The 14570-nt window shown below is 34.4% G+C and carries 12 protein-coding genes, 4 tRNA genes and 1 pseudogene; all 17 read right to left on the bottom strand.

Annotated features, from left to right (window positions below):
• Positions 1 to 3: 3 nt before the first annotated feature.
• A tRNA-Trp gene (locus G508_RS0104290) sits at positions 4 to 74 on the bottom strand.
• 54 nt (positions 75 to 128) lie between these two features.
• The gene (gene tuf, locus G508_RS0104285; RefSeq protein ID WP_026704160.1) at positions 129 to 1322 is read right to left on the bottom strand and encodes an elongation factor Tu; all 1194 of its coding nucleotides are present in this window, start codon (positions 1320 to 1322) and stop codon (positions 129 to 131) included.
• A 54-nt stretch (positions 1323 to 1376) separates the two neighbouring features.
• Positions 1377 to 1448 (bottom strand) — tRNA-Thr (locus G508_RS0104280).
• Between the two features lie 65 nt (positions 1449 to 1513).
• A tRNA-Tyr gene (locus G508_RS0104275) sits at positions 1514 to 1594 on the bottom strand.
• A gap of 43 nt (positions 1595 to 1637) precedes the next feature.
• Positions 1638 to 1711 (bottom strand) — tRNA-Thr (locus tag G508_RS0104270).
• Between the two features lie 92 nt (positions 1712 to 1803).
• On the bottom strand, positions 1804 to 2106 hold the full coding sequence (hpf, locus tag G508_RS0104265; protein WP_026704159.1) for a ribosome hibernation-promoting factor, HPF/YfiA family: 303 nt from the start codon (positions 2104 to 2106) through the stop codon (positions 1804 to 1806).
• Positions 2107 to 2142: 36 nt separating this feature from the next.
• Entirely contained in the window at positions 2143 to 3036 is an 894-nt protein-coding gene (locus tag G508_RS0104260; RefSeq protein ID WP_026704158.1) for a tyrosine-type recombinase/integrase, read from the bottom strand.
• Positions 3037 to 3107: 71 nt separating this feature from the next.
• The gene (rpsU, locus tag G508_RS0104255; protein WP_026704157.1) at positions 3108 to 3302 is read right to left on the bottom strand and encodes a 30S ribosomal protein S21; all 195 of its coding nucleotides are present in this window, start codon (positions 3300 to 3302) and stop codon (positions 3108 to 3110) included.
• A gap of 71 nt (positions 3303 to 3373) precedes the next feature.
• The gene (locus G508_RS0104250) at positions 3374 to 4543 is read right to left on the bottom strand and encodes an acyl-CoA dehydrogenase family protein (protein ID WP_026704156.1); all 1170 of its coding nucleotides are present in this window, start codon (positions 4541 to 4543) and stop codon (positions 3374 to 3376) included.
• A 224-nt stretch (positions 4544 to 4767) separates the two neighbouring features.
• Positions 4768 to 5637, bottom strand: coding sequence for a ComEA family DNA-binding protein (locus G508_RS0104245; protein WP_026704155.1), 870 nt, complete (start codon positions 5635 to 5637; stop codon positions 4768 to 4770).
• An 11-nt stretch (positions 5638 to 5648) separates the two neighbouring features.
• On the bottom strand, positions 5649 to 5876 hold the full coding sequence (locus G508_RS0104240; protein WP_026704154.1) for a hypothetical protein: 228 nt from the start codon (positions 5874 to 5876) through the stop codon (positions 5649 to 5651).
• Positions 5877 to 5926: 50 nt separating this feature from the next.
• Positions 5927 to 7195, bottom strand: coding sequence for a DUF2851 family protein (locus G508_RS0104235; RefSeq protein WP_026704153.1), 1269 nt, complete (start codon positions 7193 to 7195; stop codon positions 5927 to 5929).
• Positions 7196 to 7510: 315 nt separating this feature from the next.
• Positions 7511 to 8092, bottom strand: a pseudogene (locus tag G508_RS18555) (zeta toxin family protein).
• 46 nt (positions 8093 to 8138) lie between these two features.
• Positions 8139 to 9500: a pyridoxal-phosphate dependent enzyme gene (locus G508_RS0104220; RefSeq protein WP_026704152.1), complete on the bottom strand. Its 1362-nt coding sequence runs from the start codon at positions 9498 to 9500 to the stop codon at positions 8139 to 8141.
• A gap of 192 nt (positions 9501 to 9692) precedes the next feature.
• Positions 9693 to 11609 (bottom strand): putative porin, encoded by a 1917-nt coding sequence (locus G508_RS0104215; RefSeq protein ID WP_245569841.1) that lies wholly within the window; start codon positions 11607 to 11609, stop codon positions 9693 to 9695.
• 169 nt (positions 11610 to 11778) lie between these two features.
• On the bottom strand, positions 11779 to 13710 hold the full coding sequence (locus G508_RS18550) for a S8 family serine peptidase (RefSeq protein WP_051197444.1): 1932 nt from the start codon (positions 13708 to 13710) through the stop codon (positions 11779 to 11781).
• A 99-nt stretch (positions 13711 to 13809) separates the two neighbouring features.
• The gene (locus tag G508_RS0104205) at positions 13810 to 14556 is read right to left on the bottom strand and encodes a DUF1735 domain-containing protein (protein WP_026704150.1); all 747 of its coding nucleotides are present in this window, start codon (positions 14554 to 14556) and stop codon (positions 13810 to 13812) included.
• Between the last annotated feature and the right edge of the window lie 14 nt (positions 14557 to 14570).

The following is a 14570-nucleotide window of genomic DNA, read 5'->3' as shown; positions in this document are numbered from 1 at the left end:
TTGCACGGGCGGAGGGATTCGAACCCCCATCAACGGTTTTGGAGACCGCTATTCTACCCTTGAACTACGCCCGTATTAAAAACCAGTGTCGTCAAGACGACACTGGTTTTGAAAAATATTCTTATAGATTAACCTACAATTTCAGTTACCTGTCCAGCACCTACAGTTCTACCACCTTCACGGATAGCGAAACGCAAACCAACGCTCATTGCGATTGGGCTTAACAAAGAAACATTGATAGTTAAGTTATCTCCTGGCATTACCATCTCTACTCCTTCTGGCAAAGTAATAACTCCTGTTACGTCAGTTGTACGCACGTAGAACTGTGGACGGTAGTTATTATGGAATGGAGTATGACGTCCACCTTCTTCTTTTTTCAAGATATAAACCTCAGCTTTAAAGTTAGCGTGTGGTTTTACTGATCCTGGCTTAATGATAACCATTCCTCTTTTGATAGATTCTTTATCAATACCTCTCAACAACAAACCTACGTTATCTCCAGCTTCTCCTCTGTCAAGGATTTTACGGAACATCTCAACTCCTGTAATAGTAGAAGTCAATTTATCAGCTCCCATACCAATGATTTCAACAGCATCACCTGTATTAGCAATACCAGTTTCGATACGACCTGTAGCAACAGTTCCACGACCTGTAATTGTAAATACATCCTCAACTGGCATCAAGAAAGGTTTTGCAGTATCACGAACTGGCTCTTCGATCCAGTTGTCAACAGCTTCCATCAATTCAAGAATTTTAGGAACCCATGTAGCATCTCCATTCAACCCACCTAAAGCAGAACCCTGAACTACAGGACCATTATCTCCATCATATTCGTAGAAAGACAATAAGTCTCTGATCTCCATTTCAACTAGCTCCAAAAGCTCAGCATCATCAACCATATCCACTTTGTTCATAAAAACAACCATTCTAGGAATACCTACCTGACGACCTAAAAGGATGTGCTCACGTGTTTGTGGCATTGGTCCGTCAGTAGCAGCTACAACTAAGATAGCTCCATCCATTTGAGCAGCTCCAGTAACCATGTTCTTTACGTAATCCGCGTGACCTGGACAGTCAACGTGCGCATAGTGACGGTTAGCTGTTTCATACTCTACATGAGATGTATTAATTGTAATACCTCTTTCTTTTTCCTCTGGAGCGTTATCAATCTGATCGAAAGATTTTGCAGCATTTTTAGAAAAACCAGCTTCAGTCAATACTTTAGAGATTGCTGCAGTCAATGTAGTTTTTCCGTGATCTACGTGTCCAATTGTACCTATATTAAGGTGTGGCTTGGTACGACTAAAATTTTCTTTTGCCATTTTACTTAATTTTTAATCTTAGTTATATATTAGTGTTCAAATTCTTACTTATTGAGCCAACTACGGGAATTGAACCCGTGACCTCTTCCTTACCAAGGAAGCACTCTACCCCTGAGCTAAGTCGGCAGAGTTCTAATTTTAGATTGTAGATTTTACAACTAAAAACCACAATCAAAAGCCTAAAACTTTAGTGGGGAGAGCAGGATTCGAACCTGCGAAGTTCTCACAGCAGATTTACAGTCTGCCCTCGTTGGCCGCTTGAGTATCTCCCCTCTTTTTATATTGTTTTCCTTGACACGCATCGTCAAATAATTGAGCCGGCGGAGGGACTCGAACCCACGACCTGCTGATTACAAATCAGCTGCTCTAGCCAACTGAGCTACGCTGGCAAATACAATAAAAAAAGTCCGCTATTTCTAACGGACTGCAAATGTATATCTTTTTGTTTTTTAATCAAAACATTTTTAATAAAAAATTTATATTAAATATGGGTTCTGACTTTCTCTTTTCTTTTTACCAATAATCTTTCTAATGCTTCAGCAGATTGCTCCGTAGCCTCCTCAAATGTTTTACACTGTTTCTTTACCATAAAATCATCCCCTGGAACATGAACTTTTATCTCCACAATCTTATTTTCCTTATCACTTGTTTTTTCAACTTTTAAAAAAACATCCGACGAAACAACCTTATCATAGTACTTCTCTAATTTATCCATTCTTTCTTGAATAAAATCTACTAACTTTCCGTCAACAGTAAAGTTAACTGCATGAACATTTACCTTCATAATCGATATTTTAATTGGTTATACATTTTTGAATTATTATTTATTTCGCGGATGAGCATTCTTATAAACTTTTTTTAACTCATTAAGACTACTATGAGTATACACTTGTGTTGATGCCAAACTGGAATGTCCTAATAATTCTTTTACTGAATTCAAGTCGGCCCCGTTGTTTAAAAGATGAGTTGCAAAGGTATGCCTTAAAATATGCGGACTCTTTTTTACCTTCTCGGAGACATTACTAAAGTAATAATTTATTAAACGATACACAAGAGAATCATTCATTTTAATACCTTTTAACGTCAGGAAAAAATACTCAGAATCTTTAATCTCTTCCAAACAAGATCTTTGCTGAATATATTTTCGAAATTGTTTAGAAATAATTGGCAAAATCGGCAGTATTCTCTCCTTATTTCTTTTACCCAAAACCTTCAAAGTATTACCAGAAAGATCAACATTACTCAACTTCAAATGAATAAGTTCCGTTCTTCTAATCCCTGTAGCATAAAACAAATCAATAATAAGCTTATTTCGAACTCCTTCAAAATCATCAGAATAAGCAATATGATTTAAAACATCATCTAACTCTTTTTCCGAAAAAGGAATCTGGATTTTTTTTGGAGATTTTAATGCCTTATGCTTCAAAAGCGGACTTGCAGCAATTTGCTTTGCCTTAAGCAAAAATTTATAATAAGCTCTCAAGGAGGAGATTTTCCTATTTACAGAACTATTGGAAATTTCATCATCCACCATCTTAACAATCCAACTTCGGATTTGACTATAATTGACTTCATCAATATTTTGTTGATCAAAATTTAAATGAATAAATCTTTCAAATTCCAATAAATCATCAAAATAAGCCTTGACAGTGTGGGGAGAATAATTTTTCTCCTTTTCCAAATAATCCTTAAAAGACAGCTTGTTATTTTCCATAAAAAAAACCGTTAGTATCAAAAGTATAAAACTTTGATGACTAACGGTAATATTTATTAAGAAGACTTAATTTAGTTTTCTAAATTGTCTTTCATGTTTTGAATATAAGCAGCTTTCTGAATTTTCATTCTGTTTACAACAGAAGGTTTCGTGAAGGCTTGACGCGCTCTTAATTGACGAACAGTTCCTGTTTTATCAAATTTTCTTTTATAGCGCTTTAATGCTCTATCGATATTTTCCCCGTCTTTAATTGGTATAATTAACATAATATGACACCTCCTCTCGTTAAGGGTGCAAATGTAATCATATTTTCGGATTACAACTTACTAATTCCGATTTATTTTACCGCAGGTTTATAATTTTGTTTATCAATGATCATTTTCGATAGAATTTCTTTCAGAATTTCTGAAGTTCCTCCACCAATTGGCCCCAAACGACTATCTCTCCATAAACGAGCTAAAGGATATTCTTCCATATAACCATATCCGCCTAACATTTGCAAACAGCTATAAATGGTTTCATCAGCAACTTTTGTAGATTTCAATTTTGCCATTGTTGCCTCTTTCACTACATATTCTTTTTGATTTAATCTAGCAACTGCAGCATAATTAAAGATTTTACAATGCTCCACATCTGTTGCATGTTCCACAATTGTGTGTCGCAATGCTTGAAATTTATCAATGGTTGTTCCAAAAGCCTCACGCTCTGACATGTAATCTATTGTATATTCTATTGCATATTCAGCTCTGGCATGAGCGTTAATTGCCATAATTAATCTCTCTAATGCAAAATGCTGCATAATATAAGGAAAGCCTTTTCCCTCTTCTCCCATTAGATTTTCTGCAGGAATTTCAACATTATCAAATGCAATTTCAGCAGTATCAGATGCCCTCCAACCTAATTTATCCAGTTTTGTCGCAGCTATTCCTTTCAAATTGGCATCTACCAAAAACATACTGATTCCCTTGTTACCAGATTCTGGGTTTGTTTTTGCAGCAACTACATAATAGTCTGCATAAACTCCATTTGTGATAAACGTTTTAGATCCATTGATGATATATTTATCACCTTGTCTTACAGCTGTTGTTCTCATTCCTGCAACGTCACTACCGCCAAAAGGTTCTGTAATACACAATGCACCTATTTTTTCTCCAGAAATACTTGGTGCTAAATAATCTAGCTTGATTCTTTCGTTCCCTTCAGCATTTAGGTGTGTTTGAGCCAAATAAGCGTGAGCCCACATAGCAGCAGCAAAACCGGAAGATTTAATTTTTTGAAGCTCTTCCAAAAAAACTACAGTATAAAACAAATCTAAGTTCATACCTCCATAAGCCTCTGGATAATTGATTCCAAAAAAGCCCATTTCGCCAAATTTTTTCCAAATAAAGCGTTCGATTGTACCTGTTTTTTCCCACTTTTCAATGTGAGGAACAACTTCTTTTTGCAAGAAATCTCGAAAACTCTTTCTGAACGATTCGTGTTCTTCTGTAAAATATATTGAATTCATATAAATATAAAGGTGTATTTTTATCTTAATTTTTTAGAATTTCAAATATAAGGCATTTATTTTTTTATTTTAAACAGAAAAGCCATTATTTTTTATCAAATCCGCAATTTAAGAAACATTTAAGTCTTGCTTAATGTTTTTGATGGTTAGAGTCCGATGACTCTTTTTTGCAATTGAATAAAACAATAAAAATTTACTGATGAGTTTTTAAAATCCTCGTCAAATTAATACTCCAAATATTTATCAATTATGCTTACCTTTTCAACAGGAAAGCCTTTAATCTTTGACAAATCTTCAGCGCTTTTGATACTACCCTTCATGCTTCTATAAATTACTATTTCTCTCGCTAAAGCATATCGGAAATAAGGAAATTCCGAAAGTTCTTTAATTGAAGCTGTATTTATTTGCAGTTTTTTGACATCAGGAATACTTCTAATTTCAAAATGTTTATTGAGATTCTCAATCACTTCTGGCGAAAGCCCCCAAATGTGCTGGATTTGATCCATCGTCATAAATGACCCAAATTTCGATTTTTCTTTTAAAATTCTTTCAGAAAGGGCTGGACCAATCCCATACACTTTTATCAAATCTTCCTGAGTTGCTTGATTAATATCCATCACCACAGTTTTTTGTTTCTTCTCAAAATTCGGTTTCGAATAGTCTACAAACTGCTTGTTTTTTCTATTATTTACCCAATCTGGAAATTTAAAATAAGGAGCCATCGTTTTCAACAAAGAATCTGATACCATCGTCACTTGCTGAAACTCTTGAGCAGAATTCACATACTTATTTGTTTTACGAAATGCCAATAATCTGTCTATTTCTGCAACAGACATCCCGAGTTTATATCCTTTAAAGTCTGTAATAAAGTTGGGATTAAACGGATAAATCTTTGGCACATAATCTTCTTTTTCTTTTTTCAAAGAGTCCATAACTGGCTGCAATGCAATCCATTTTTGCTTTCGGAGATCATTTTCTTTAGCGACCGAAAAATCACTAAAAAAGTACAACAATTGAATAGCAATTATAATAGAAAGGAGCATAAAAATTCCGTTTCGCTCTATTCGCGAAAACTTTAAAAACATTTTTTTCATAGCAACAAAATTTACAAATCGAATACCGATGTGCGTTTTGCTCTAATCAAATCTTTAAGTTTTATCCAAAAAGCCAAAGTTAAATAGACTCCAAACCAAAGGCCTGCAGTTACAAAAGTGATGTAGATAAAGAACAAACGAACGCTACTGGCTCGCATTCCTAATTTGTCAGCCAATCGAGATGTTGCATTAAAGCCGTGTTTTTCGAAGAAATATTTTAGCCTAATTACGAATGACATTTTGATTTACTTTGGATGGGATAAAATTAATGAATTAAATTAAAAGCAGGTTATTTTTTTAAAAGTTCTGTCCCGATTGCACATTCCATACATTTTCCTTTATTGCAATATTCATTTTTGAGTTGCAGCAAAGCTTGAGTAGAAAAGGCATTTTCGGATTTAATTCCGAACGCAGAAAATTTTTCAATTATGGCGTTATTTTCCGGGGCGATTTCATTTGACAATTCAATAAGGTCTTCATAGATTTCTTTGTTTTGGTTTTTGTAGTAGGTAAATTGAATTGGCAGAATGGTATTGATGATAATCAAATCGATAAAGGATTTAGAAAGTTGTTTTTTCTTTTTTGGACTTTCCTTGTCAAATTGATAATGAGTTTGCCAATAGGGAGCTACCGAAACATCAAGTAGGTCATACACTTCCTTAATCTTTCGAATACTCATTAGTTTTGAGAACAGATTGTGTTGTTGAAAATATAAATTCGCAAATTGCGACAAGCGGATTGTTGGAAAATTATCCGGCCTATGCTTGAAAAACTGCAATGGAGCAATGACTGTTTTTTCGAGCTGGTATTTATGGAGCAGATAAAAATATCGAAATTTCAAATCCTTGAAATAATTATCTTCTTTTTCGTGCTCCAATAATCCTGATCTTCCAAAAAGAAGCGCTTCAAGATTTTCAACTTCGGCACTTTCTTTTCTGATAACTTGGAAAGGTATTGATGTTGCAACTTTAAGAAAACTTTCTCCATTGGTATTCAATCCGAAATTTTTGGCAAGTAGACAAAACAGAACGGCTTCCCAATCTCTATTTAAGGTTTCAAACAATTCTTGTATAGGAAGTGCTTTTCGTTCCAGACGTTCTAGATACAAACGTTCTTTCCAATTTTCCAAAGCAAATTCAGGAATATCGTTCAGTTGTTTTTCACAAAAAATCCATGATTTAGGAGCTATTAAAGACTGATAATTTTCTAAAACATCTTTCGCAACATACTTTTTTAGTTCTAAAACTGGAATTTCGGTATTGTTTTTCCTGAAAATTTCGGCATCATGTTCCCACACTACGTGAAGAATTACATTTTCATAAGCTTCATCTCTTTCGTGATGATGCACATACCAATCAGAAGATTTCAGGTGAATCTCTACGTTTCCAGCCCATTTTTGATTTCCGATTATAATTTGAGCATTAAAAAAATCTGGCCCTGCCAATTGCAAATATTGACCTGAATGAAGTATTGAAATAGATTCTTTGTTTGATGTTTCTAAACTCGAAGTGTCGAATTTTTTGAATTTCCAGAGATAGTGCAAGAAGTCCTCTTTCATCTTGTTGGCATTTAGTTATGTATATGGCTAAAACTCATAACTAAAGTAAAATATTTTTATAACTTAAACAAGTGGATTAGTGATTTTTTTTTAAAATAAAAAAGCCTAACTGCTTTTAGACTGTTAGGCTTTTTAATAAAATTTGAAATGCATTACATTTTGCGTAATTCAGAAGCTTTTATGGTTAGAACTTTTCCATCTCGAATAACAACGACAGATTGATTTTTTTCAATTTTGCTTTGAATTAGTCTTTCATAAGACAACTTTAAACCCTTCATTACCTTAATATGAAAATCATCGTTCTTTGCAGTTTTCCTATTCATCTTTTAATTTTAAAGTTATTAATTGACTCCATCTTTTGCTATCGAAAATTTCATTTTCTTGATTTAGCAAACCTTCAATTATTTCCGGAACTGATTCATTATCATAAATCATCCAACTATCACAGAAAGGTAAATAAATTTTGAATAGATTTTCAATTCCGCGTTTATATCTTCTTGCAATTACGTCACTTGGAATATTATGTCCTCCTTCTGAAACTCTAATTGCAACTCTGTTAATTGCCATTTCAATCGTTGGTAACCAAAAAAACAACAATTTCACCTTAAACCCATTTGCTTTGGCCTGGAGTAATTTATGTTTATATGTTTTGGTTGATAATGTAGTTTCGAAAGCAAAATTTTCGTTTGATTTCAATAAAAAATCAATTCGTTCCAGCATAATTCTACCAGCTTCAAATGCAAATTTTTCAGGCTGAAAAGGCGATAACCCTTTTGAAATCTCATCAGCGTTTACGAACTCTTTACAATCTAATATTTCTGGCAATATTGTAAAAGAAGCTGTTGTTTTTCAAGCTCCGTTACAGCCTGCAATGATATACATGTTTTTTTCTTTCACGCTTTTGAAAATACCTAACAGGTTTTGAAAACCTGTTAGGATGTCTTTATTTTATCGAACCAATAATATCATATTTGGTAATAATATGATGCTTTCCATTTCCTAAATCAACTAAAACTGCTTGATTGTCTTTTGTGAAAAGCTTTGAAACTTCTTCGATAGCAGTTCCAATTTTCACAATCGGATATGGTTTTCCCATTACTTCACGAATTGGTTTTTCGGCTACATTTTTATCTGAAACATAACTTTGAAACAAATCTGTTTCGTCAACAGAACCGACAAAGCCATTTACATCAATAACTGGAATTTGTGATATCTTATATTTTCGCATTCTTTCGATAGCGTGCGAAACTAATTCTTCTGTTCGAACAATTACCAAAGGCTTATCGATATGGTCCTTGATAACGTCTTCTGCTTTTTTGATGTCTTCGTCCAAGAAACCTCTTTCTCGCATCCAATCGTCATTGAACATTTTACCTACATAACGACTTCCTGAATCGTGAAATAAAACCACTACAACATCTTCGGGCTTGAAATGTTCCTTTAATTGCAACAATCCTTTTATGGCCGAACCTGCAGAGTTTCCTACAAATATACCTTCTTCGAGGGCAATTTTTCTAGTATAAACCGCAGCATCTTTATCGGTTACTTTTGTAAAGCCATCAATAAGCGAAAAATCAACATTTTTAGGAAGAATATCTTCTCCGATTCCTTCCGTTATATAAGAATAAATTTCATTTTCGTCAAAAATACCAGTTTCGTGATACTTTTTGAAAACCGAACCATAAGTATCGATTCCCCAGATTTTAATATTTGGATTTTTTTCCTTTAAATATTTGGCAACTCCTGAAATCGTTCCTCCGGTTCCTACTCCAACCACAAAATGTGTGATTTTACCTTCTGTCTGTTCCCAAATTTCTGGTCCAGTTTGTTCGTAATGTGCAATAGCGTTCGAAGGATTATCATACTGATTTACATACCATGAATTTGGCGTTTCCTCTCCTAATTTTTTGGATACTGAATAATAGGAACGTGGATCTGTTGGCTCAACATCGGTAGGACAAACTACAACTCTTGCTCCAACGGCACGAAGAATGTCCATTTTTTCTTTTGATTGTTTGTCGGTAATCACACAAATAAGCTTGTAACCTTTGACAATTGCAGCCAGAGCCAAACCCATTCCTGTGTTTCCAGAAGTTCCTTCGATAATGGTTCCGCCTGGTTTCAAGCGACCATCTGCTTCGGCATCTTCAACCATTTTGACAGCCATTCTATCTTTTACAGAATTTCCTGGATTGAAGGTTTCAACTTTGGCCAACACCAATGCATCAACTTCTTTTGTTACCTTATTTAGCTTTACCAAAGGTGTATTTCCAATGGTTTCTAGTATATTTTTAGCGTATTTCATTTTTATTTACTGTTTTATTGCGAAATCGTTGCAAAGGTATCGATATTTAAATGGTTTCCAAAGTACTAAGGTTTTTTCTCTAACCCTGATTGGAGCAAATATCCTTTTTATTCTTTCTTTAAGAATAAAAAGATATTGTGGAAAGCAGGAATATGGATTGCTGAAAATGCGCGAGCGTTTCGTTCCTAAAAATTATTGGAAGAAATTCCACACTAATCCGAAACGTACCATGAAATCTCGGTAGGGATAATTTGGAGCGGTGTAAAAGTTATTCCCTGTAATGCTTGAATTGAAATGTTCGGCTTTGAGATAAATTCTGGTTTGTCGAACTTTTGCATTTACAAAAAAATCAAACATTGGAAAATCACCAATTTCTTGCTTGTTTTGAACAGAAAAATCCCCTAACAATGGATTGTAATCATTAGCAAAATACTTGGTAAAATAGTTAAAAGTTATACCTGTTTGAAGGAACATTGCTTTTTTGAAAAAGTGATCGGAAAAATAGAGCGTATTTCTAGTTACTAATTCCGGTACATTTAGGATAGGATCTTTTTGATCTACTTTTTGATAGAGAATGGTGTTATCTAATGCAAATTTCCCTACTCTTATCTCTTTACTAATTTTTAATGACAGAAAATTAATGGTGTTATCATATTGCTTTGGCGACACTAAAACAACATCTTCTTCAGTACTGTCGTCACTATAATACAACTTATCGTTTAACGTAGAAACTTGCAAAGAAGCATTGAGCCATCTGGTATTTGCGGTAACTTCGAAATTATTTATTTTTTCATTTTTAAAATCATTTACCCAATTGTATTCTTTATAACTACTTTGGTAAAGATTGTATTGATGGTCTGGAAGCTTGCTAATGTTTTGATATTGGAATGAAAACTGATTCTCGTCATCCAATGTATAGGTAGCTGTCAGGTTTAGATTAGACATATCCTGATCTGAAAGTGAAGTGGAATAAAGCGCTTTTCCATTCCAACTATTCTTTTGATAGGTATATTGCCCTCCGACCGTATTGATTCTATCACTCAAGGAACTAGGTATTGTTGGAGCATTATCAAAAACCAAAATAGATTTATAATAGTGATTGAATCTGAAGTCTTCTGCAAAAAATTGAAATTGGCCTAAGGTCTTGTTTTCATAGGTTGCTCCAATTTTATTATACATCCTGTTATATCTCGTTTTGTCGTTGATATTACTGGAAATATAGGCATCTCCAAATCTAACAAAAGTTTGATTTCCAGCTTCATCAGGAATCACTGAAGCTAAGGTTGGTTGTGAATATTCAAAGAATTTATGTTCGTAATTAAACTGATGGTCGATGTAGAGGTTATTTTCTCCCTCAGTTTTATTAATTCTGAAATGGTGGTCTACAAAATAACGACTTCCGTCGAGCAAAGATTTAGCATCAGTAAGGTATACATTAAGCCGAGCTCTATCCCTAAAGTCGGCATTATTACCTTCAAAATCTTCAGGATTGCTGATTCCTCCGTTTTCACCATTTGACATATCTTGTGCAGTCATGTGCAAATTAACGGAATACCTCTTACTCTCCGTGTGATAACTCATTGTAAAACGAAAATTCCCTGTGCTTGAGAGCTGATTTATATATTTACCTAAAGATCTTACTCCCTTGTATGCTATGGAAAAATTTAATCTTTCGGAAGTGTTAACCGCTATAAACGCATCAACCGATTGTCCCTGCTCCATGACGGTCTTAAAATAAAGCTCCGTTAAAGGTGTTGCAACCGAGTAGTAATTGATTTGATTTGCTTCAAGATAATTGAAGTGTTTTCCTTTGAATCCGAATTCAGGAAATGGAGAATAATCTCTCAAACCATATTGTAAAGTCTGATAGGTTTGCCCTTCATTTGCAAAAGGCAAGAGTCCAAAATTGTCTCTTCTAAGATAATTATAAATGTATTCTTTTTGTATTGACAATGAAGTATCAATGTAGGTGGTATCTTTTTCTAAAGTCACCACTCTATACAAATCGATTGGTGCTTTAGGCGTTTTTGCCTTTGGAGTTTTCTTTTTCTCTTGGTTCCCTTGCTGGTTTGAAGTTCCTTGAATACCCATTCCAGAACTACCTTTCAATTGGTTTTTTTGTGCAAGAGTTATGAACGATAAAAGTAAAAATAGAATTAAAAAAAACTTTTTAGCCATCGATAAGTAACATTTGGGCAAAGGTAATTTTTTTTGTGTTAACTAAAATAAAAAACCCGCTATAAAGCGGGTTATAAAACTATTATATATGGAGCTTACATTAAAGTTTAACAAACTTTTTAGTTAAAGACTTACCTTCTGAAGCAAATCTTACAAAGTAAACACCTGATTGTAGATTAGAAACATCAATCTTTTTTGAATTCAAATCAAATCTTGGAGTAATTAATTTACCAGAAACATCGATAATTGAAATATCACCGATTGTTGACATATCACCTAAATTGAAATTCAAGACATCATTTGTAGGATTTGGAAAAATTGAAAGATCATTAAATTTATAATTAGGAGTTGAAAGAACAGCCGTATTGAATCCAGAAACAATTAAACTGACTGGCTGACTACCTCCTTGCAAAGTTCCTTTATGAGAAATTTCTATTGTATAAGTTCCTAAAGCATTGTTAACCTCAACTCTTTCCACGTTATCAACGGTGTTATCTCCTTTAATGGCTGCTGCAGCAACATTTGACAATTGTAACTTCCAAGGCAAATTTACTTCAGTTCCCTTTTTAATTCTTAAATCCAAATCATTTCTTAAAGCGGCTAATGGAGAATTTGTTTGATTATCTCTTGCTACACCCGCTGGATCCAACCAACAAATACTAGCTTGTAATTTTTGAGCATCAGTAACATTAACTTCTAAAGTATAAGTTTCACCTTGATTTACGACAATTTCAGAAAGCACTGCAGTTGGCTCTGTAGCAAAGGAATTTTGCATTAAAACAGCTGCTTTTTCAGCATCCAACAAACCCCATCCAAATTTAGCATCTGGACCTGCACTAGGACCACTCTCTAATGCGGTATGACACACTAGCCCTTTTAAAGTGGATGATCTCATAAAAGCACCATCTGCGAACTGACTATAATATTGTTGCAACAAAAGCAATGTTCCTGAAGTATTAGGAGCCGCCATAGAGGTACCCGTTAAGGTTGCATACGAAGTTGTATTGGTATTATAGGTCGAAAGAAGATCTGTTCCATCTGCCGCAATATCAGGCTTTATTCTACCGTCATCAGAAGGCCCTTGACTACTAGATGTGTTTATCGGATTTGAGATTATATTACCATTAATTTGGCTTGCAAAAGGATTAGCGTTAGCTACGACTAAATTGTTCTTTGAATTTTTCTCACCCGTTAACTTATCATATCCAGCCATGAGACCGCCTGTATAACTATCGCCACCATTATTACCAGCCGAAGCCACCATGAGATAATATGGTGCATCTACTGCTATCAAATCCCAAGCTCTTGCATCTGAATTGTAACAACCCATAAACCAAATTGGTACATTTAAATTTCCTGCATCATTCAAAACAGGCACTCCATACGAATGATTAGATATTAATAACGCGTTGTTTGTAATTTCAGAAACAACTTCAGCCTCATCATTTATCCAACTATAAGAAACTAAATTGGCTTTAGGAGCCATACCCTTAGCTAAGGGATTAACACCTTTAGCGACCATAGTTCCTCCAACGTGAGTACCGTGATCATCTGTTGGAGCATTTGCTGCTGGTGTATCTGGAGAAGTTACTCTTGATACACTTGGAATTGCATCATTCATAAATTCGACATGATTTGCCATGACCTTTCCCCCATCCCAAATCCCAATTGTCATATTCTGACCTTCCAAGTCTAACCCCAAACTTCCACCATTATGAAGCCTTGAAGTCCTAGTTGCCAATGCTGCTTTCTGATTTTGATTGGAAATGTAAACTGGCTTACCATCAATTATATCTTTAATTTCATATAAGGCCCCATCACTTCCATTAAATCTTTTCTTGAATGATGGATTGTAACTCAAAAACAAATCTATTCTTTCAGCTTGTGCCTTTTCATTTTGCTCAAAATCTTTCGACAACTCATCCAAAGCAAAAGTGTTAGTATTTGATAAAATCAATCTCTTTTGTTCTTCAGTTTGAGCTAACCCAACCCAATGAACAAATAAAACAAAAAGTAACGTAAAATATTTCATAAACAGTAAATTATATAGGAAACAAATATAGTAAAAAAAATGTCAAAAAAAAAGCTATCACTTTTCAGTGACAGCTTTTTAGTTAAAAAAAGATTAAATTTAGTCCAACGTGAATGTATGAACTGATTCTGTAGTAAATGTACCTCCTTGAGCTAGTATGTTACCTGTAGCAACCTCAGTCAATTTAAATGATCCATTTCCACTTGGCCCTGACATTCCATCACCATAAAGATCATACATAACAAACGTATATTCACCAGCAGGCAAACAGAATGAGAAATTTTTAGCAGGCTGAGCAGCATTTGTACTAGTATCCGTGTAAGGACCGCCTGAAGCAATCAGCTCACCTCCTGGACCAGAAAGCTCCCAAATAGACTCAGAACCATATCGGTCTAAAATTAATTCAAAAGCAACTTCATTAAGATCGCAAACCACTTTAGCCAGAAGCTTTAAAGGTTCATCTCCTGTAAAAGTCCCATCCGTAATATCTGCAAAATCAATCGCTAATGTTTTTCCTTCTCCTAAATCAGAAGAAGTAACCGATACAGAGAATGAACCTTCTCTTGAATTAGCAGGTATGGTTACAGTTGCAGGAAGAGTATATTCTGATGGCAACAAAGTCGTAAACTCTTCATTTACTACCAAATTGAACACCCTATCTGACCCAGAACTCTTAGTTGCATAAACTTTTACCTCTTGAGTTGAAGTTGTTTCTCCTGGATTTAAACCAAATATTCTATCATTCTCAAATGAAACATGAGGCACAACCGTCAGGCTATCCGATTCTTCACAGCTCAAGAAAAGTGTAGCTGAAAGAAACATTAATAACAAAGATATTTTTTTCATATTTAATATTTTAG

The sequence above is a fragment of the Flavobacterium soli DSM 19725 genome, assembly GCF_000422705.1.
Taxonomy (GTDB): Bacteria; Bacteroidota; Bacteroidia; order Flavobacteriales; family Flavobacteriaceae; genus Flavobacterium; species Flavobacterium soli.
The sequence above is the reverse complement of the archived record's forward strand: the minus strand, read 5'-3'. Positions and strand labels throughout refer to the sequence as shown.